The 20177-nt window shown below is 56.6% G+C and carries 19 protein-coding genes; 7 read left to right on the plus strand and 12 right to left on the minus strand.

The window, feature by feature from the left end; genetic code table 11:
• Positions 1–19: 19 nt before the first annotated feature.
• From ypfH to dapA, 6 genes are all read right to left on the minus strand, one after another.
• Positions 20–715 (minus strand): esterase, encoded by a 696-nt coding sequence (ypfH, locus tag ACW9E7_RS14325; protein ID WP_023615683.1) that lies wholly within the window; start codon positions 713–715, stop codon positions 20–22.
• A gap of 73 nt (positions 716–788) precedes the next feature.
• Entirely contained in the window at positions 789–2735 is a 1947-nt protein-coding gene (locus tag ACW9E7_RS14330; RefSeq protein WP_458727972.1) for a tRNA(Met) cytidine acetyltransferase TmcA, read from the minus strand.
• Complete coding sequence (gene ypfJ / locus ACW9E7_RS14335) at positions 2735–3601, minus strand: KPN_02809 family neutral zinc metallopeptidase (protein ID WP_458727973.1); 867 nt, start codon at positions 3599–3601, stop codon at positions 2735–2737. The genes ACW9E7_RS14330 and ypfJ overlap by 1 nt, the downstream gene beginning before the upstream one ends.
• A 120-nt stretch (positions 3602–3721) precedes the next feature.
• Complete coding sequence (gene purC / locus ACW9E7_RS14340) at positions 3722–4435, minus strand: phosphoribosylaminoimidazolesuccinocarboxamide synthase (protein ID WP_008501631.1); 714 nt, start codon at positions 4433–4435, stop codon at positions 3722–3724.
• A 109-nt stretch (positions 4436–4544) separates the two neighbouring features.
• Positions 4545–5579: an outer membrane protein assembly factor BamC gene (bamC, locus tag ACW9E7_RS14345; RefSeq protein ID WP_111965182.1), complete on the minus strand. Its 1035-nt coding sequence runs from the start codon at positions 5577–5579 to the stop codon at positions 4545–4547.
• Positions 5580–5595: 16 nt separating this feature from the next.
• Complete coding sequence (gene dapA, locus ACW9E7_RS14350) at positions 5596–6474, minus strand: 4-hydroxy-tetrahydrodipicolinate synthase (protein WP_458727974.1); 879 nt, start codon at positions 6472–6474, stop codon at positions 5596–5598.
• Positions 6475–6619: 145 nt separating this feature from the next.
• Here dapA and ACW9E7_RS14355 point away from each other — a divergent pair, with 145 nt between their 5' ends.
• Positions 6620–7189, plus strand: a complete 570-nt coding sequence (locus ACW9E7_RS14355) for a glycine cleavage system transcriptional repressor (protein ID WP_023308758.1) — start codon at positions 6620–6622, stop codon at positions 7187–7189.
• On the plus strand, positions 7189–7659 hold the full coding sequence (gene bcp, locus ACW9E7_RS14360; RefSeq protein WP_014171119.1) for a thioredoxin-dependent thiol peroxidase: 471 nt from the start codon (positions 7189–7191) through the stop codon (positions 7657–7659). The genes ACW9E7_RS14355 and bcp overlap by 1 nt, the downstream gene beginning before the upstream one ends.
• A gap of 95 nt (positions 7660–7754) precedes the next feature.
• Here the strand turns inward: bcp and ACW9E7_RS14365 are convergent, their stop codons facing one another.
• Entirely contained in the window at positions 7755–8819 is a 1065-nt protein-coding gene (locus ACW9E7_RS14365) for an AI-2E family transporter (RefSeq protein WP_033146172.1), read from the minus strand.
• Positions 8820–9040: 221 nt separating this feature from the next.
• Here ACW9E7_RS14365 and bepA point away from each other — a divergent pair, with 221 nt between their 5' ends.
• Entirely contained in the window at positions 9041–10504 is a 1464-nt protein-coding gene (bepA, locus tag ACW9E7_RS14370; protein WP_111965181.1) for a beta-barrel assembly-enhancing protease, read from the plus strand.
• A gap of 18 nt (positions 10505–10522) precedes the next feature.
• Entirely contained in the window at positions 10523–10879 is a 357-nt protein-coding gene (gene arsC, locus ACW9E7_RS14375) for an arsenate reductase (glutaredoxin) (protein ID WP_127731910.1), read from the plus strand.
• Here the strand turns inward: arsC and ACW9E7_RS14380 are convergent.
• On the minus strand, positions 10876–11700 hold the full coding sequence (locus tag ACW9E7_RS14380) for a transposase family protein (protein ID WP_458727975.1): 825 nt from the start codon (positions 11698–11700) through the stop codon (positions 10876–10878). The two genes, arsC and ACW9E7_RS14380, sit on opposite strands and share 4 nt — an antisense overlap.
• Positions 11701–11845: 145 nt before the next feature.
• Between ACW9E7_RS14380 and celB the strand changes: the two genes are divergently transcribed.
• From celB to ACW9E7_RS14395, 3 genes are read left to right on the plus strand one after another with little or no spacing between them, the layout of a single operon-like run.
• Complete coding sequence (gene celB, locus ACW9E7_RS14385; protein WP_115875973.1) at positions 11846–13165, plus strand: PTS cellobiose transporter subunit IIC; 1320 nt, start codon at positions 11846–11848, stop codon at positions 13163–13165.
• Between the two features lie 3 nt (positions 13166–13168).
• The gene (locus tag ACW9E7_RS14390; protein ID WP_248174853.1) at positions 13169–14125 is read left to right on the plus strand and encodes a N(4)-(beta-N-acetylglucosaminyl)-L-asparaginase; all 957 of its coding nucleotides are present in this window, start codon (positions 13169–13171) and stop codon (positions 14123–14125) included.
• Positions 14125–15546 carry a leucyl aminopeptidase family protein gene (locus ACW9E7_RS14395; RefSeq protein WP_458728397.1) on the plus strand — a complete coding sequence of 474 codons (1422 nt, stop codon included), beginning with the start codon at positions 14125–14127 and terminating at the stop codon, positions 15544–15546. Before ACW9E7_RS14390 ends, ACW9E7_RS14395 begins: the two co-directional genes overlap by 1 nt.
• A gap of 20 nt (positions 15547–15566) precedes the next feature.
• Here ACW9E7_RS14395 and ACW9E7_RS14400 read toward each other — a convergent pair whose 3' ends face one another.
• The 4 genes from ACW9E7_RS14400 to ACW9E7_RS14415 all read right to left on the minus strand — a co-directional run bounded on the left by ACW9E7_RS14400 (position 15567) and on the right by ACW9E7_RS14415 (position 20025).
• A complete protein-coding gene (locus ACW9E7_RS14400) occupies positions 15567–16268 on the minus strand; it encodes a DnaA inactivator Hda (protein ID WP_211438414.1) in 702 nt (233 codons plus the stop codon).
• A 96-nt stretch (positions 16269–16364) separates the two neighbouring features.
• A complete protein-coding gene (gene uraA, locus ACW9E7_RS14405; protein ID WP_045399708.1) occupies positions 16365–17654 on the minus strand; it encodes a uracil permease in 1290 nt (429 codons plus the stop codon).
• An 86-nt stretch (positions 17655–17740) separates the two neighbouring features.
• Positions 17741–18367: a uracil phosphoribosyltransferase gene (gene upp / locus ACW9E7_RS14410; RefSeq protein ID WP_111965178.1), complete on the minus strand. Its 627-nt coding sequence runs from the start codon at positions 18365–18367 to the stop codon at positions 17741–17743.
• 227 nt (positions 18368–18594) lie between these two features.
• A complete protein-coding gene (locus ACW9E7_RS14415; RefSeq protein ID WP_252093292.1) occupies positions 18595–20025 on the minus strand; it encodes a 6-phospho-beta-glucosidase in 1431 nt (476 codons plus the stop codon).
• Positions 20026–20177: the final 152 nt, after the last annotated feature.

Below are 20177 nucleotides of genomic sequence, written 5' to 3' on the forward strand. Positions count from 1 at the left end.
CTGTGGAGAGGGGATAACCTCACATAAACTCAACAATATCATCGTTATCCGGCTTACCGCCGCTGAGCGCTTCATCAAAGTAGTGCTTCGGTACGGTATAGCGTAAACGATCGAGCGCAAACTGCATGCTGCGGTCGTCAATGGCGTGGCCCAGATCGTCAACGATATCCAGCGTCACATCCCCACCTTCCCGAATCAGCGCTTCCTGGGCAGCAACCGCATGCGAGAGTTCAATCACCCGGTCTTCACCGCCGTGGATTAAGTGGATCGTGGTCTGCGTGGTTGCGCTTGTTGGTAACGTCGCAAAACGACCGTTAAACGCGATCACCCGTGAAACCAGACCCGGGTGCGCCTTTACGCTTTCCAGCGACATGATTGACCCCTGCGAGAAGCCAATCAGCGCGGTGGCATCGGCTCCTACACCGCTCTGCTGCTGCCAGTAGCGGACGACCTCGATAAAGGTCGGCATGATGGCATCAATGCGCGCCTGACGGTTCTCTTCCGTCACGCCCTGAACCGAGAACCACTGGCGTCCGTTCGGGCCGCATGGCTCTACGCCACCGATGCTGACAATCAGCGCTTCGGGGAAAACGGGCGCAAACCAGCTGCCAATCTGCCCCATATTGACGGCATTATCGCCAACCCCATGAAACAGAAGCAGTAACTGTTTAGCCGGTTTGTCAGGGCTTTGAACAACAAAATGATCGTGTTTCATGGTGGTCTCCTTAATAGATGACCTGGATTCTACGCCTCCCGACGTGAATGACCATGCCACTTTACTGAAGAAGTCATTGAAAAAATTGCCATTGCAAAATGTCTTCCTTCAACTGCTGGCAGCGGGGATAATCAAGGCTTTCAAGCGCTTGCGCGGTTTCACTGCGCAGCTTTGCCAGCAACGCTTTTCGACCGACGTCTTCCGTTTTTCCAGCCATTTTCCCACGCAGGGCCGGAAGCGGCATGTCCACGGCTAACAACAGCCGCGTCAGCGCGGCAGCCGAGGTTGAAAACGCACGGTGTGCAAACGCAAACCCCGCCAGCTCCAGCCAGTCGTCACTATTAAGGGTAGCTTCCCATCGGTCTTCCACGGGGATCTTTTCACCGTTCCAGGCAGACAGGACGCGCATATCCCGGCACAAACGCTGATGTTCCTGCGCGCACAGCCGACGCCCTGCCTCGCTAAGCGGCAGCAGCGCCATCGCCGTGTAGCAGCCGCTGCTGGCTTCACGATGGCTGCCCATCCGCACCAGCACAAAGCCGCACTGCTGCCAGAAATGCCACAGCTCATCGGTATAACCAAAGCTCACCGACAGATAATCTTCGCCGCGGGCGCTACGGATAAGCTGTTGCCCGATGCCTTCCCGCTGGCGCAGGGGGTGAACCGCAATGCGGCTAACCCGTCGCCCTTTCAACGTCGCCGCGAGCGGAGAGCCGCCGTGCGCCGCCAGGGACTGCGCCACGAGATTCCCGCGCGGACGCCGGTATCCCGCCCACACGGCGCGGCTAAGTTCAGGGGACAACCCGCCCTCTTCCACCAGCCAGAGCGCGCCTGCAATCTCTGCCTCCGTCCCGGCAACAGCAAAGTGCTGGCCGGGCGCGTCCATCATCCGGCGTAAATCGAGCGGTGAAGTACGGTAGTGTGCAGCACACAGCAGTTCATAAACGCTTGCCACGCGTGCCGGGTCGCTCTCCCACATCCGCGGCGCCAGCGGCGTTATACGCACGTCGCCTTCCGGTTTGCGGTCGATAAGCGCATCATCAAATAACAGAGCATTCGCCACGAACCGCTCAAGCGGACATCCGGCAGCCCAGCGAATGGGGGTCGATAAGGCATAATGCCGCAGTCCGCTGAAACGGGCGCAAAACTTCAGCAGGAACCCCCTGCCCGTCCCTTCATAGCCCTGCACCGTGGTGGTTAACACTACGCGCGGAAAGCGCGTGACCAGCTTCTCCAGCAGCGGGCCCGGGATGGCAGCCGCTTCATCGACAATCAGCCAGTCGGCCTGCAGCGTGGAGGCCAGCAGCGCATCCGGGGCCATAAAGCGGAAATGCTCGCCCGCAAAGCGCGCTATGACATCCGTTGCCCCTTTAGCCGGTGCCGTGACCACCGCACTCCCCTGAATGCTACTGAGCAGCATCCCCGCCAGCGCTGACTTTCCGCGCCCGCGCGGTGCCGTTACCGCGGCAATGCCCGCAGGCATGGTCAGAAGCGCGTCGAGGATCTCCGCCTGCTCACGCTGCGGTGCGCCACTGGCAGGCTGCCAGGACGGTAAATCCGCCGCAACGGAAACGGACAAGGGACGATGCTGTTGCCAGACAATCGCATCCGAATCGGCGGCAAGCGTCCGGCAGAAGTGGAGCACAAAGTGTGGAGTGGCGATCGGCTCCGCGCTGTCGCTCCAGCGCAGTGAATCTATGTCTGGCAACCTGGCCCACGCGTCGAGTGGCGGAACCCGCAGCACCAGAAGGCTTCCGGCGCTCAGCGTTCCGCTCAGGGCGGCAAACGCGGCGACATCAAACCCGGCGCTGGCGTCAAAAACAGCATGCCGGAACTCGCGTCCCAGCAGGCCGCTGATGGCTTTTGAAGGGTGTTCGTCAAGCCTTACCCAGTCTCCGGGCAAGGCGTCACGCAGAGCAACCGCCTGGGTTAGCGTCCACTGCGCCTCGCCGCTGAGCACCACCAGCCGACGATAGCCGGTGCGTTCAAGCTCGCGTATCAGCTGTTCAAACGCCAGCATTACATCGCTTTGCCGAAGGTATTGCACTGCGCCGGGTCGCCGCTGTCGAAGCCGCGTTTAAACCAGCTGTAGCGCTGCTGTGAGGTACCGTGAGTGAAGCTGTCCGGCACGACGCGCCCCTGGCTCTGCTGCTGAAGACGGTCGTCACCGATCGCCTGAGCGGCATTTAACGCCTCTTCAAGATCGCCGGATTCCAGAACGCCCTGCTGCTGCATGCTGTGGCCCCAGACGCCCGCGAAGCAGTCCGCCTGCAGCTCCATTTTGACTGACAGTCGGTTCACTTCAGTCTGAGAAGCATTTTGCTGAAGCTGGCGTACCTTAGGCTCAATCCCCAGCAGCTTTTGCACGTGATGGCCGACTTCATGCGCGATCACGTAACCCTGGGCAAAATCACCGTCAGCGCCAAGCTTGCGTTTCATGTCATCGTAAAAGGAGAGATCGATATAGACGGTGCCGTCTGCCGGGCAGTAGAACGGCCCCATCACGGACTGTCCGGTGCCGCATCCGGTGCGGGTTGCGCCCCGGTACATCACCAGCTTCGGCTGCTGGTAGGTACGCCCCATCTTCTCAAACAGCTGACCCCAGGTGTCTTCCGTTGTGGCGAGAATAACGGAGGTAAATTTGGCCGCTTCATCTTCATTCGGACTGATGGAGCGTTGAGAATGCTCCTGCTGTTGCAGCGGCTGACCGGTCATCAACCCTGTGAGGTCAACGCCGTAATAACCCGCGACTAAAACCACAATCAGCAGGATGATGCCGCCCTTACCGCTGGGTAACCGGAAGCCGGGTCCACCCATTGAAGGACCGCCGCCATCACTGCGTCTGTCTTCTACATTGTCACTTTCACGACGCCCTTGCCAGCGCATAACCACCTCTAACTATTCCATTTATAATAGCTATGATCGTAGGCGGTTAACGGCAAGATTACCATAGGAAACAAAGGTAAGACGCCAAAGGATGCGAACATCCTTTGGCAAGTGAGGGAGTTAGTCGAGCTTAACGCCTAAACGGTGAGCAACCGCTTCGTACGCTTCAATCAGGCCACCCAGGCTCTGACGGAAACGGTCTTTGTCCATTTTATCCAGCGTTTCTTTATCCCACAGGCGGCTACCGTCTGGTGAGAACTCATCGCCCAGCACCACTTCGCCTTTGAACAGACCAAACTCCAGCTTGAAGTCGACGAGGATCAGGCCCGCGTCATCAAACAGTTTTTTCAGCACGTCGTTGGCTTTGTAGGTCAGCTCTTTCATGCGTGCCAGGTTCTCTTTGTTCACCCAGCCGAAGGTTTCGCAGTAGGAATCATTGACCATCGGATCGTGCATGGCATCGTTTTTCAGGAACAGGTCGAACAGCGGTGGATTCAGTTCGATACCTTCTTCAATGCCGAGACGCTTCACCAGGGAGCCCGCCGCACGGTTACGAATAACGCACTCAACCGGAACCATATCCAGTTTTTTCACCAGACATTCCGTATCGGACAGCAACGCTTCCATCTGGGTCGGGATACCCGCTTCGGCCAGTTTGGTCATAATGAAGTGGTTGAACTTGTTGTTCACCATGCCTTTACGATCGAACTGCTCAATGCGTGCGCCATCCCCTGCTGACGTATCATTGCGGAACTCGAGCACCAACAGATCCGGGTTTTCCGTGCTGTATACGGTCTTCGCTTTGCCACGATACAACTCAGCTTGCTTCTGCATCTTCATTACTCCTGGTGTGATGATTTGTGTTCAAAACTGGGGATATTATGCCACGCACACGTTTGCGTGGCACTAAAATAAAAAGGGCTGGATTCACCAGCCCTCGTATTTATTTGCTGAATGCTGCCTGGAAGACAGCGACCAGCGCATCGTTCTGCGACTGGGTCAGCGTGTGACCTTTTGGATCGATAAACTGCAGACTGCTGCGGTTATCTAGGTCGCCTACCTGAATCTTATAGTCACCGGAGGCAAGCTGAGGATCTTTCGCACCCAGTTCCTGCCACGCGCTGTCGGAGAGCGGCTTATAGGTTGCCGTCATGCTGCCGGTTGAACGCGTGCTGTCGGTCACTTTCATGCCCACTTTTTCCAGCGTCGCTGGCAGACGTTGCCAGGTCTGGTTAAACGGTGCACGCACCACCAGCATTGGCAGGCCGGTATCATCCGCGCCGCTCTGAACATCGAAGGTTACACCGTTACGGCTCTGCGCAGCGTTGGCGGCATCGGTAGCGGTCTTATCCAGACCTGCGGCAATCACGTTCAACATTTCGGTACTGTAACGCTGCAGGGACGCGGCATCCGCAACCGGTTTACCCGCCTGCTCCAGGTTCAACAGCTTAACGTTGACCGCCTGCTGATAACCCTGTGGTTTAACGGAGACTTGATAGCGACCGCGGTACTGCTGGTCTTCATCCAGACGGTTCCATTCGATCCAGTCGGTGGTTAACGTCTGGCTGGCGTCATCGCGTTTATCGATGGTGTAGTTCTTCGACTGAATGACGCTGACAACCTGCGGCCAAAGATTGCTACCGCGCGCGCTCTCAACCATCAGAGACGCCGTATCACCGGTGAACTGGGTACGCGCCCCGCTAACCAGCGCCAGAGGCTGTGCTGGCGGACGAATATCAAGCGCTTTACCGACCAGGCCGCTGCCGTTGGTCACGGGAATATTATAATCGCCGTTCTGAATCGGCAGGATCATACCAGCCGGTGCGTGAAGTTCAGCAAGCGGGGTTGCATCCAGATAGGATTCATCACCGCTCACCTGGCGCTTGTAGCGCGAGTCTGAACTACAGGCAGCGAGCAGCATAACAAGCGAAACACTCGCAACCTTCGCCAGGCGCGACTTCTGTACTGAATAAGCCATCAAATCTCCCTAAACTCTACAGCAAACCGGCATGCTTCAGCGCAGCCCTGACGATATCACGACCGTGGTCGGTGATCGGTGTCATTGGCAGACGCAGCGTATCGGTTGCTACAAGACCCAACTCCTTGCATGCCCATTTCACTGGGATCGGATTGGGTTCGACAAATAATTTATTGTGCAGCGGCATCAGACGCTGATTAATGACGCGCGCTTCATCAAAATGACCTGCTGCGGCCAGTTTGCACATTTCAGCCATGTCGCGTGCCGCAACGTTTGCCGTTACGGAGATCACGCCATGGCCACCGAGCTGCATAAAGTCCAGCGCGGTCGCGTCATCACCACTCAACAGGATAAAGTCGTCTAAAACCAGCTCTTTGATCTGATGAACGCGGCTTAAGTTCCCTGTCGCCTCTTTAATACCGATAATATTTTTTACTTCCGAGAGACGACCAACGGTTTCCGGCAGCATATCGCAACCGGTACGGGACGGCACATTATACAGAATTTGTGGCAAGTCAGTATGTTCAGCGATGGCTTTGAAGTGCTGGAACAAACCTTCCTGAGTAGGACGGTTGTAGTAAGGAGTCACCGTCAGACAGCCAACGATGCCGCTGTCGTTAAAACGTTTGGTCAGGCTGATAGCTTCTGCGGTTGCATTAGCCCCTGTGCCCGCGATGACCGGAATACGTCCGTCAGCCAGTTCCAGGGTCAGCATCACCACATCGCCGTGCTCGTCGTGGCTCAGCGTTGCGGATTCACCGGTAGTCCCTACCGAAACGATCGCCGAGGTTCCGTTGGCGACATGGTAATCAATGAGCTTCTTCATGCTTGACCGGCAGACATTACCTTTTTCATCCATCGGTGTAACAAGCGCGACAATACTTCCCGTGAACATGAGCCATCCTCTGTGCGAACAAGAGCCTCAATGTTACGTTTGGAACTGTAATAAAAGCAAGCGACCTGAGGCTGTCAGGCGGTTGTATGCATGTTTTTTTTATGCTTTCCTTAGGAAGACTTAACCATGCAAAGGAAGAACAGGTTTGACAACCTCATCACAACATTACCTGGTTATCACTGCGCTGGGTGCCGACAGGCCGGGTATCGTGAACACCATCACCCGCCACGTAAGCAGCTGCGGCTGTAATATCGAAGACAGCCGTCTGGCGATGCTCGGCGAAGAGTTCACATTTATTATGTTACTTTCCGGGACATGGAACGCCATCACGTTGATTGAATCGACCCTGCCGCTGAAAGGGGCCGAACTGGATTTGCTGATTGTCATGAAGCGCACCACTGCGCGTCCGCGTCCGGCACTGCCTTCTACCGTCTGGGTACAGGTTGAAGTGCCTGATTCTCCGCATCTGATTGAGCGTTTCACGGCGCTTTTTGACAGTCATCAGATGAATATTGCCGAACTGGTTTCCCGTACGCAGACAAGCGATGACCATGGTCTTCCGGTGCTGTTTATTCAAATTACCGCGCACAGCCCTGCCTCACAGGATGCGTCAAATATCGAGCAAGCGTTCAAAGCCCTCTGTACAGAATTAAACGCGCAGGGCAGTATAAGCGTCGTCAATTATTCGCAGCACGAACAGGATGGAGTTGAGTAATGAACCCACTGAAAGCCGGTGACATCGCACCGAAATTTAGCTTACCGGATCAAGACGGCGAGCAAGTAAATTTGACCGACTTCCAGGGACAGCGTGTTCTGGTCTATTTCTACCCGAAAGCCATGACCCCCGGCTGCACCGTACAGGCCTGCGGCTTACGCGACAACATGGACGAGTTGAAAAAAGTCGGCGTGGAAGTGCTGGGTATCAGCACCGATAAACCAGAAAAGCTGTCACGATTTGCTGAAAAAGAGCTGCTGAACTTCACGCTGCTTTCTGATGAAGATCATCAGGTATGCGAGCAGTTCGGCGTCTGGGGCGAGAAGACGTTTATGGGTAAAACCTACGACGGCATCCACCGCATCAGCTTCCTGATTGACGCTGACGGTAAAGTTGAACACGTGTTTGACGACTTCAAAACCAGCAACCACCACGACGTGGTGTTGAACTGGCTGAAACAAAGCGCCTGATAAACAGCAAAACGGCAACCCAGGTTGCCGTTTTTCATGTTTTCTCCCTCTCCCCGTGTGAAGGGGTCGGGGTGAGGGCATCAGGCCGCCCCCCTCTACTTCTCTTCCACCGCCGGCACATCCGGCCACGCGTGGACGACCGCTTTAATCAGCGTAGCCAGCGGAATAGCGAAGAACACGCCCCAGAATCCCCACAGCCCGCCGAAAATCACCACGGATAAGATAATCACCAGCGGATGCAGGTTCACCGCTTCGGAGAACAGCACCGGCACCAGCAGGTTACCGTCCAGGCCCTGAATAATCAGGTACACCGCGAAGCAGCTCCAGAACTCAGTCCCCAGCCCAAACTGGAACAACGCGACCCCAACAACCGGAATGGTCACCACAAACGCGCCTATGTACGGGATCAGAACCGACAGCCCCACCAGCACCGCCAGCAGCAGCGAGTAGTTCAGGCCGAAAATCAGGAAGCCAATCCAGGTCGCTACCCCCACGACAATCATCTCCAGCACCTTGCCGCGAATGTAGTTGGTGATCTGCTGGTTCATCTCTTCCCAGACCTGCCCTGCCAGCCCGCGGTTGCGCGGCAGAATACGGCGCACGGCGTTGAGCATTTGATCTTTATCTTTCACCAGGAAGAAGACCATCAGCGGCACGAGCACAAGGTAAACCGCCAGCGTCAGCAGTCCTACCAGCGAGGCCAGAGAGTATTTCACCACCGAATCACCCATCGTCATGATGCGGGCGCGCATATTTTCGGCCATCGCGTCGATAATTCCGGCATCCATCAGGGCCGGATAACGGCGCGGCAGCGTGGCGGCAAAATCAGACAGCTTGTTCAGCATGCCGGGCATGTCGCGGATCAGGTTAATTCCCTGCTGCCAGGCGACCGGCATCACCACAAATGCCATTAACAGCAGGATGCCGACAAACAGCACCAGCACGATGCTGGTCGCCCAGCGGCGGGAACAGCCGATATGTTCCAGACGCGCCGTGGGCCACTCCAGCAGATACGCCAGCACAATCGCCACCAGCAGAGGGGCGAGCAGGCCGCTGAAGAAGAACAGAATACCGAACCCGGCAACCAGAATAACCAACAAAGCAATGGCTTCCGGGTCGCTGAACCGACGCCGGTACCACTGCATTAACATTTCGAGCATACAACCCTTCCCTGAATCGAATGGCGGGAGTGAGACGGTGAATTGTATCTAACTGTCACAAAAAAGACTTTCGCTTTTTGTATCCCGATCGCAATCCGCAAAACCCTGATGAATGGGATTTTCTTCATGCTACAACACGGCTACACTCGCAGGGCAGCAGAGATGAACGATATGCCGGTTCATCGGTCAAATTAGCACATCCAACATACAGGACAGTGGTTATGTTCAGGCAATTGAGAAAAACACTGGTTGCAACACTGATTGCCGCGGTGACGGTCGGTCAGGTGTTGCCCGCTTTTGCTGACTCGTCCGATTCATTGCCGGACATGGGCACCACAGCAGGAAGCACGCTCTCTATTGGGCAAGAGATGCAAATGGGGGATTACTATGTTCGCCAGCTGCGCGGCAGCGCCCCGCTGATCAACGACCCTTTGCTGGTGCAGTACATAAACGGGCTGGGGATGCGTCTGGTAGCACACGCCGACTCGGTAAAGACCCCCTTCCATTTCTATTTAATCAATAATGACGAAATCAACGCCTTCGCCTTCTTTGGCGGTAACGTGGTGCTGCATTCGGCGTTATTCCGATATTCAGACAACGAAAGCCAGCTGGCCTCGGTAATGGCGCACGAAATTTCGCACGTCACACAGCGTCACCTGGCGCGTGCGATGGAAGACCAGAAACGTAACGCTCCCCTCACCTGGGTGGGTGCACTGGGATCGATTCTGCTGGCGATGGCCAGCCCGCAGGCCGGGATGGCAGCCCTGACCGGTACGCTGGCGGGAACACGTCAGGGGATGATCAGCTTTACCCAACAAAACGAGCAGGAAGCGGACCGCATCGGGATTCAGGTGCTGCAGCGCTCGGGCTTTGACCCGCAGGCCATGCCGAGCTTCCTGGAAAAACTGCTCGATCAGGCGCGTTACTCTTCCCGTCCGCCGGAAATCCTGCTGACGCACCCGCTGCCTGAAAGCCGACTATCGGACGCGCGTAACCGTGCAAACCAGATGCGTCCTGTGGTGGTCCAGTCTTCGCAGGATTTCTACATGGCGAAAGTGAGAACCCTGGGAATGTACAATTCCGGGCGTAACCAGCTCACCAGTGACCTGCTGGATACCCTGGCGAAAGGCAACGTGCGTGAGAAAAACGCGGCGCAGTATGGTCAGGCGCTTCAGGCGATGGAAGCCAGCAAATACGACGAGGCGCGTAAAGCGCTGCAGCCGCTTCTTGCTGCCGACCCGAACAACCCGTGGTATCTCGATCTGTCGACGGATATCGATCTGGGGCAGAAGAAAACCGCCGATGCGATTAACCGTCTGAAAGGGGCGAAAGACGTCCGTACCAACCCGGTGCTGCAGCTTAACCTGGCGAACGCTTATCTGCAGGGCGGCCAGCCGGGTGAAGCGGCGACTATCCTGAACCGCTACACCTTTAATAATAAAGACGATCAAAACGGCTGGGATCTGCTCGCTCAGGCGGAAGCCCAGCTCGGCAACCGCGATCAGGAGCTTGCGGCGCGTGCCGAAGGCTTTGCCCTGGTGGGCCGCCTCGATCAGGCGATTTCCGCTCTCAGCAGCGCCAGCTCGCAGGTCAAGCTCGGTAGCCTACAGCAGGCCCGTTACGATGCGCGTATCGATCAGCTGCGCGGCCTGCAGCAGCGCTTTAAGCCGTACGAGAAGATGTAATAAAGGAGAATTCACGTCATGACAGACGCCGTAAAAATTTATCACAACCCTCGCTGCTCCAAGAGCCGCGATACCCTGAGCCTGCTGAAGTCTAACGGCGTTGAGCCGGAAGTGGTGCTTTACCTTGATACACCACCTGACGCGCAAACCCTCCGCCAGCTGCTGCGCATGCTGGGAATGGGCAGTGCTAGAGAGCTGATGCGTCAGAAAGAAGATCTGTATAAGTCGCTCAACCTGGATGATAGCCGTCTCACCGAGGCTGAGCTGATCCAGGCGATGGTTGAAAATCCAAAGCTGATTGAGCGCCCGATTGTGGTGGCGAACGGCCAGGCGCGCATTGGACGTCCGCCGGAAGACGTGCTCGAGATCCTCTAATCGTTACGCCGCAGCGCTTCAAGAAAGGCCTGCGGCGTACTCTCTCCTAACTTTTTCTGCGCTTTTCCCCGGTTGTAAAATTCGCACAGCTGGATCAACAGCTCGCCTGCCGGCTCACTGTTCAGGCGTGGAATGATTTCACAGAGCGGCTGAGCAACCTGAACGGCGGAGTATTGCTGTGGATGCACCGTAACGGTGGCATTACGCTCCTCTGGCTTCACTTCGAAACCAAAAGTCTCAATAGATTGAATATCAGCCGGACAGGCTTCCAGCGCGTCGTGCGCCCAGCGGGCCAGCAGTTGCGGAGAAGTGCCCGCGTACAGCCGGGCGTAGCACCAGCCGCTCACCGGTTCACGCGCCCAAAGCAGATGCTGTTCTCCGCCATCGTCCATATGCAGAGACAGAGGCTGATGATGTAACAGAAGTTTTTGCGGCACGATACCTGCCTTGAGCGCCTTTTTCCCCTGCAACGGAGCCCCTTTTTGTTGCGCAGAGGTCGGTTTGAGGTAGCGGTTCAATGTCGCCCGGGATACGGGGATCCCCAGCACGCCGTTTACAATCTGCAGCAGTTCATCAAGCGGCGCTCCCGAGACGTCACGCAGGACATTCACCAGTGCGATCTGCTCTTGTCTCAACGCTTTGTGTATCACTTTTGGCGTTGTGTGGTTGTCCGAAATCTGCTCGCGGTTGCGCCAGCGCCTGACGGTAGTGACCGAAATGCCCAGCTCAGCGGCAAGCTCTCTGTCGCTTTTATCTGACTGCTGAAGATAGCGACGGATGCGCGGCGTCGTGGTGGCATTAGCATGCAGTTTAATTTCCATCGCAAATCCTCAGAACTAATCTTATGAGATTTATACTACAGCAGCGATTGCTTTGTGACCGATTTCACCTTTCGCTCGCCACGCTTCACTGATAATTCCCAGACATAACACAACCAACACCCCTCAATCTTGTACGGAGTTCACAATGAACAATGTTCTGGGATTTCTTGAAGCAAAACTGATGCCGCTGGCGGCCAAAACGGCCCAGCAGCGTCATCTCGGGGCCATTCGCGGCGCCTACGTATCCTTCATGCCGTTTATCATCGTCGGCTCCGTTCTGCTGGTGATCTCGTCATTCCCGAATCAAGCCTATCAGCAGTTTATGTCTCAGGCCTTTGGTGAGAGCTGGAGCGCCATTATTGAAATTCCGTTCAACGCGGTGTTCTCCACCATGTCGCTGTTCATCAGCTTCCTGGTGGCCTTCCGCCTGGCGGAACACTACGGCGAGGATCGCATCTCCTGCGGCATCCTGGCGCTGGTCGCCTTTCTCATCCTGACGCCCTTTATCAAAGTGGCGGAAAACGGCGGTATTACCGTCATTCCGGTGGAGTGGATTGGCAGCAAAGGGCTGTTCGTGGCGATGATTGGTTCTCTGCTGTGGACGGAACTGTTCTGCTGGCTCAAGCGCAAAAAACTGGTCATCAAAATGCCGGACGGCGTGCCGCCGGCGGTGCAGGAGTCGTTCGCGGCATTAATCCCGGCCCTGCTGGTGATGATTCTGGTGCTGGGTATCCGTATCGTGTTTGAAAACACCCACTACAACACTATCCACCAGTTTATTTACGAAGTAGTGGCCACGCCGGTGCGCCACTACGGTACCTCTTACTTTGGCGCGCTGATGACGGTCTTCAGCATCACCATTCTCTGGTCAGTGGGCATTAACTCCGGCTCGATGATTAACGGCATCATTCGCCCGCTGTGGATGGAGAACCAGACCGACAACATCGCGGCCATTCAGGCTGGCGCCACGCCGCCGCACATTATCACCGAACAGTTTTTTGACATGATCTGGATGGGCGGCGCGGGGGCCACGCTGTCGCTGGTCATTGCGATGCTGATTTTCGCCCGCAGCAAAAACATGCGGGAAGTGGCGCGCCTCGGCGCCGGGGCGTCAGTGTTTAACATCAACGAACCGATCCTGTTTGGCCTGCCGGTGATCATGAACCCAATCATGCTTATCCCGTTCAATCTGGTGCCGCTGGTGCTGGTTACCGTGCAGTATGCAGCGATGAAGATTGGCGCGGTTGCCGTCACCACCGGGGTGTTTATTCCCTGGACGCTGCCACCCGTTATCAGCGGTTTTATCGTTACCGGGCACCTGAGCGGCAGCGTGATGCAGCTTATCAACCTGCTAATTGGCGCCATGCTGTACCTACCTTTCATGCGTATCGTGGACAAACAGTACCGCGCGGCGGAAATGGTCACCGTTACGCAAACCGACACCACCCTTGCAAAACAGGAGTAAAGCATGTGGGGAATTATCGCGACCTGGAGAATGGCGCTTGAAGGCGTCACCGAGTCTGCATCTGCGCTGGCTGCGGGGAAACCGGTCTCGGCAGCGGTGGTGGATGCCGTCGCCGCCGTCGAAGATTTTCCGTTTTATAAATCCGTCGGCTACGGCGGGCTGCCCACCGAAAATGGCGAAGTGGAGCTGGACGCCGCCTACATGGACGGCGATACGCTGGCGTTTGGTGCCGTGGGCAACCTGGTGGATATCGCCAACCCGGTGCGGGTGGCGCATGCGTTAAGCCGCCAGCGCTACAACAGCCTGCTGGTGGGCCAGGGCGCGCGCGAATGGGCGCTGAGCCAGGGCTTTGCCGACAAAACCATGCTCACTGACCGCGCCTTGCAGCACTACCGCAAACGCTGCCGTGAAACGCTGGATAAGGGCTTAAGCCCTTACGACGGGCATGACACCGTCGGCATTATCGGCCTCGATAAGCAGGGCTCGATGAGCGTCGCCACGTCCACCAGCGGCCTGTTCATGAAAAAGCGCGGTCGACTCGGGGATTCGCCCATTATTGGTTCCGGATTTTACTGCGACAGTGAAACCGGCGCTGCCACCGCCACGGGCGTCGGTGAAGATCTGATGAAAGGCTGCACCAGCTACGAAATCGTCCGCCGCATGGCGCAGGGCATGACGCCCCAGCAGGCTGCCGATTCGGTAGTGTTCGAACTGGAAGACAAGCTGATGTCGCGCTTTGGGCGCGCGGGCGATCTCTCAGTGGTGTGCATGAACAACAAAGGCGAATTTGGTGCCGCCACCAACATCAAAACCTTCTCGTTTGTGGTGGCGACGGCTCGCCAGCCTCTCACCGTTTTTCGTACCGAACGCCTGCGGGAGAAAACGCATTATCACGCGGTAGACGATGAGTGGATGCAGGCCTATGCCGCGCGGATCCGCGCGCCGATTGAGGAGTCATGATGATTACGTATCAGTTTATCAACGCGCTTTCTGACGCGGCTCCGCAGAGCCATTTGATTGCGTCCGCCTCCTGTACGCATTTGCCCGAAACGGCGCTGGTCGCAGAAATGCGCGAGTCTGCCAGCATCGCTGACACCCGCTTTGGCTGCGCCCCGTTTGCCCGGATCACTCTGCTGCCAGATGCCCTCTGGCAGGATAGCCTGACCGAAGGATTGCTGACGGCGCTGCGCCCGCTGCTGGCCTCGCCCGTCAGCCCCGAGCTGATACTGGACGTTACCAATATCGACGATGTGGTGCTGGCGCAGGTGCTGCGTTTTCTTTTTAATCAGGCGCACAGGCTAAGCGATCTGAAGCTGAAGAAAACGGATGAATCGACGGTGCGCCTTACGCACATTACTGCCCTTTGCCTGCCGGAACAGCAGGCAAAACTGGAGGGAATCTTCCGCCAGCAGCAGGCCATCGCCCACGGAATGGTCGCTGCGCGACGGCTGGCGGATATCCCGTCCGACCGATGCACGCCGCAGTTTGTGGTGGAAGAGGCGCAAAAACTGTGTGCCGCCTTCCCTTTTCTGCGCTGCGAGGTGTTGGATGAAAAGCAAATCGTTGAGCAGAGTCTGGGGCTGCTGCACGCCGTTGGCAAAGGGGCGACCTGTCCGCCGCGCCTGCTGGCGATCCATTATGACGGCGTCAACGACGGCCCGGTGCGCTGCTATGTGGGAAAAGGCATAACCTTTGATACAGGCGGCCTGTGGCTGAAGGAAGGCGCGGGCATGTATACCATGAAATACGACATGTGCGGTGCGGCTAACGTGCTGGGCCTGATGCTGACCGCCGCAGAGCTGGCGCTGCCCGTACGCATTATGGGCGTGCTGGCACTGGCGGAAAACGCCATTGGCCCGGACGCCATGCAGCCCGGAACGGTGGCGACGGCCTGCAACGGCACCACGGTTGAAATCAACAATACCGATGCCGAAGGCCGACTGGTGCTGGCAGACGCCATCGCCTGGGCCAGCCAGCGGCACCCACAGGCTCAATATATTATTGATATAGCAACGCTAACCGGTGCAGTGGTTAAAGCGCTGGGGTATGAATTCAGTGGTTTAATGACGCAAAATGAGTTGATGCGCGATTTTCTCACCCGAGCAGGGAAAAGAAGCGGTGACGAAGTGTGGTCTTTACCCCTGGATGCCCGCTTGAAAAAGCAGACCGAGAGTACCATCGCCGATCTGTGCAACACGCCGACCAATAATGCAGCAATCAGTGCTTCGGCAGCGTGGCTGCTGCACCACTTCTGCCCGCCAGCCATTCCGTGGGCGCATCTGGACATCAGCGGTACGGCGCTGTGGCGCGAAAACGGACGGAGCGTGGCATCGGGAAGACCGATTCCACTTCTGGTTGAGCATCTAATTGGGGATATTTAGCCGCCACCGGGCGAGAAAATTCAAAGCTTGAGAATATCTTTCACAAACGGAATGGTCAGCTTGCGCTGGGCGGTAATGGAGGCGCGATCGAGCTGATCGAGCGTGTCAAACAGCGTACGCATTTCGCGATCCAGCCGCTTGAGCAGAAAGCGGCCCACGTCTTCCGGCAGCTCAAATCCGCGCTGTTTTGCGCGCAGCTGTAACGCCTGAAGCTTATCTTCATCCGACAGCGGCTGGAGCTTGTAGATTTGCCCCCAGTCCAGACGAGACGCCAGATCCGGCAGCCCCAGATTCAGCTGTCGCGGTGGACGATCGCCGGTGATCAGCAGCCGGGTTTTGCCCGACTCCAGGATGCGGTTGTAGAGGTTGAAGATCGCCATTTCCCACGGCTCGTCCCCCGCCACGCACTCGATATTATCGATGCAGACCAGCGAGAGATGTTCCATTCCCTCCAGCACCTCAGGCACGAACCACGTACGTTTATCCAGCGGCACGTAGCCTACTGCATCACCGCGCGCTGAAAGCTCCGCGCAGGCGGCATGCAGCAGATGGCTGCGCCCCGCGCCTTCGCGTGACCAGATATAGATGTATCCGCTGTGATCCTGGCGCAGCACGTTTTGCAGTGCAGCCAGTAAAGAGGGGTTATCACCCGGCCAGAAACTCGCGAAAGTTTCGTCGTCAGGGAGATAAAGTGGCAGAGAGAGCTGTGCCGGTCCGTTCAGAAATACCTCAACCAGAGATCCTACGTAAAATCGGAAAGGAGTTTAACACGGAACCTGCAAGGAGAGAACCGGGCGATCCCTCGCCCGACTTTTCGATCAATGTGACGCTTTTTCGCTTTCGTCAGCGTCCAGTACCACCTCTTCAGGGCGGATCACCGAGATCAGCTTGAAGATCAGGCTCAGGCCAACGCCGACGATGGTCGCCAGCGCCATGCCCTTCAGCTCGGCCGCACCGATGTGCACCTTCGCGCCGCTCACGCCGATAATCAGGATTACTGAGGTCAGGATCAGGTTCTGCGCCTTGCTGTAATCCACTTTGGATTCAATCAGCACGCGAATACCGGATGCCCCAATTACCCCGTACAGCAGCAGAGACACGCCGCCCATCACCGGCACCGGGATAATCTGAATCGCTGCCGCCAGCTTGCCGACGCAGGAGAGCAGAATGGCGATGATCGCCGCGCCGCCGATAACCCAGGTACTGTAGACACGGGTAATCGCCATCACGCCGATGTTCTCACCGTAGGTGGTGTTTGGCGTGGAGCCAAAGAAACCGGAGATGATGGTGGAGAAACCGTTCGCAAACATGGAACGGTGTAGACCCGGGTCACGGATTAAATCGCGCTTAACGATGTTCGCCGTCACCACCAGGTGGCCGACGTGCTCCGCAATCACCACCAGCGCCGCAGGCAGAATGGTGAAAATCGCAAACCATTCGAAGCGAGGGGTGTAGAAGGTTGGCAGCGCGAACCAGTGCGCCTCGGCAATCGGAGTGGTGTCCACCACGCCCATCGCGAAGGAGAGCGCGTAGCCCGCCAGCACGCCGATCAGGATCGGGATGATCGCCATAAAGCCGCGGAACAGGACGGAGCCAAACACCGTTACGCCCAGCGTAACCAGCGAGATGATAATGGTTTTGGAATCCGGTGACTGGCCGTCAGCAGGCAGCAGACCGGCCATATTCGCCGCCACACCCGCCAGTTCAAGACCGATGACCGCAACGATGGCGCCCATCGCCGCAGGCGGGAACATGACGTCCAGCCAGCCGGTACCGGCTTTCTTCACAATGAAGGACACTACGCAGAACAGGACGCCACACATGATAAAGCCGCCCAGCGCGACTTCATAACCCAGCGGCAGCAGCAGCAAAACCGGCGAGATAAACGCGAAGCTCGACCCGAGATACGCCGGGATTTTGCCTTTACAGATAAAGAGGTACAACAACGTACCGATGCCGTTGAACAACAGCACGGTTGCCGGGTTAATGTGGAACAGGATTGGCACCAGCACGGTTGCGCCAAACATGGCGAACAGGTGCTGCAAACTAAGCGGGATAGTCTGTAAAAGCGGCGGTCTTTCACTCACCCCGATAGCACGGCGCGTCATAGTGTTTTCCTCTGAGTAGTATTGTTGTTGGTGTTTTATTCAAAAAAAAGCCGACTATCAAAGTCGGCTTATTTATCGTTATTCGATTATTTCGTACCAAAGATCTTATCGCCGGCATCGCCGAGCCCCGGAATGATGTATCCGTGCTCGTTCAGGCCCTGGTCGATAGAGGCGGTATACAGCTCAACGTCCGGGTGCGCTTTTTCCAGCGCCGCGATCCCTTCCGGTGCCGCAACCAGCACCAGCACCTTAATGCTGCTACAGCCCGCGTTTTTCAGCAGGTCGATGGTGGCGATCATCGAACCACCGGTCGCCAGCATCGGATCAACCACCAGCGCCATACGCTCGTCGATGTTAGAGACCAGCTTCTGGAAGTAAGGAACCGGCTCAAGGGTTTCTTCGTTACGGTAGATACCCACCACGCTGATACGCGCGCTTGGCACGTGCTCCAGCACGCCTTCCATCATGCCGAGACCGGCACGCAGAATTGGCACCACGGTAATTTTCTTACCTTTGATCTGCTCAACCTGCACCGGGCCGTTCCAGCCTTCGATGGTGACTTTTTCCGTTTCCAGATCGGAGGTCGCTTCGTATGTCAGCAGGCTGCCGACTTCAGATGCCAGTTCGCGAAAACGCTTCGTGCTGATGTCATGCTCACGCATCAGGCCCAACTTGTGTTTAACGAGTGGGTGTTTCACTTCCACAATCTTCATTCTCTTTCTCCTCTGAGGCGGCGTCCGCAAAAAAATCGCGGGATTATACCGCTTTTTTCGGATTAGGCCATACCCATCTTGCTTGACGTATATCAAGCAAAGTGATTTAGAGACAAAAAAAACCGGAGGCGAGACTCCGGCTTGGGTGCGGGTTCTGCCCGGTGGCGCTGCGCTTACGCGGACCTACGTGTAGTGTAGGTCGGGTAAGCGTTAGCGCCACCCGGCAATTACAGGCTATCGCCGTTGCTCGCAATTACCTGCTTATACCAGTCGAACGATTTCTTCTTGCTGCGGTTCAGCGTGCCGTTGCCTTCATTGTCTTTGTCGACAAAGATAAAGCCGTAGCGTTTTTTCATTTCGCCCGTACCGGCAGAAACGAGGTCGATACAGCCCCACGGGGTGTAACCCATCAGATCCACGCCATCTTCCTCCACCGCTTTTTTCATCTCGCGGATGTGGGCGGACAGGTAGTCAATGCGGTACTGGTCGTTCACCGTGCCGTCGCTCTCCTGCACGTCGATCGCGCCAAAGCCGTTTTCAACGATAAACAGCGGCAGCTGATAGTGATCCCAGAACCAGTTGAGGGAGTAGCGCAGCCCCACCGGGTCAATCTGCCAGCCCCAGTCCGATTTCTGCACGTACGGGTTAGTGACCAGGCTCTTGCTCTCGTCGTAATCCAGCTGCGGGTTATCCGCCGTCGCCTTGGTGGCGAAGGACATATAGTAGCTGAAGCCGATGTAATCGACGCAGCCCTGCTTCAGCGCGGCTTTATCTTCTTCGGTAATATCCAGCGTGAAGCCGCGACGCGCAAAGTAGTTGAGCAGATGCTGCGGGTACCTGCCGCGCACGTGCACGTCGGTGAACCAGTAGCGGCGGTGCATGGCATTCATCGCCATCATCATATCGTCCGGCGCGCAGGTGAGCGGGTAGATAGGACACATGGCAATCATGCAGCCAATCTGCAGCGACGGGTTAATCTCGCGCCCCGCCTTCACCGCCAGGGCGCTGGCCACCAGCTCATAGTGCGCCGCCTGGAACATCACCGGCTCACGGTCTTCACCCGGCGCGTACTTCAGCCCGGAGTTAGTGAACGGCGCAAAATCTTCGTGGAAGTTGGCCTGGTTGTTGATCTCGTTGAAGGTCATCCAGTACTTCACTTTATGCTGATAGCGCTGGAATACCACTTTTGCAAAACGAACGAAGAAGTCGATCAGCTTACGGTTGCGCCAGCCGCCGTATTCCGTGACCAGATGGAAAGGCATCTCGAAGTGAGACAGGGTGATAACCGGTTCGATGCCGTACTTCAGGCATTCGTCGAACAGGTTGTCATAGAATTTCAGGCCAGCCTCGTTAGGCTCAAGCTCGTCGCCTTTCGGGAAGATCCGCGTCCAGGCAATAGAGGTGCGGAAGCATTTGAACCCCATCTCAGCAAAGAGTTTGATGTCTTCTTTATAGCGGTGGTAGAAATCAATGGCTTCATGGTTAGGGTAATTTTTCCCTTCCAGCACGCCGTTGGTGATTTCACGCGGCACGCCGTGCGCGCCCGCGGTCATGACGTCGGCCACGCTCACGCCTTTTCCGCCCTCTTTCCAGCCGCCTTCCAGCTGATGCGCCGCAACGGCCCCACCCCACAGAAAATCTGCTTTAAATCCTGACATTCGCTTTCCCTCATTCTGCGTTATTATCTGCAAAAACAATTACAGAAACCGGTTTCAGTTCGATGATGTGCAAAGGGAATAACCGTTGCAAGCAGTTCTCAGAAACCGGTTTCATTTTCGTGAACAGAGTCAAGTTTGGCTGCATTCACGGG

This window comes from Enterobacter sp. H2G27, assembly GCF_054403075.1.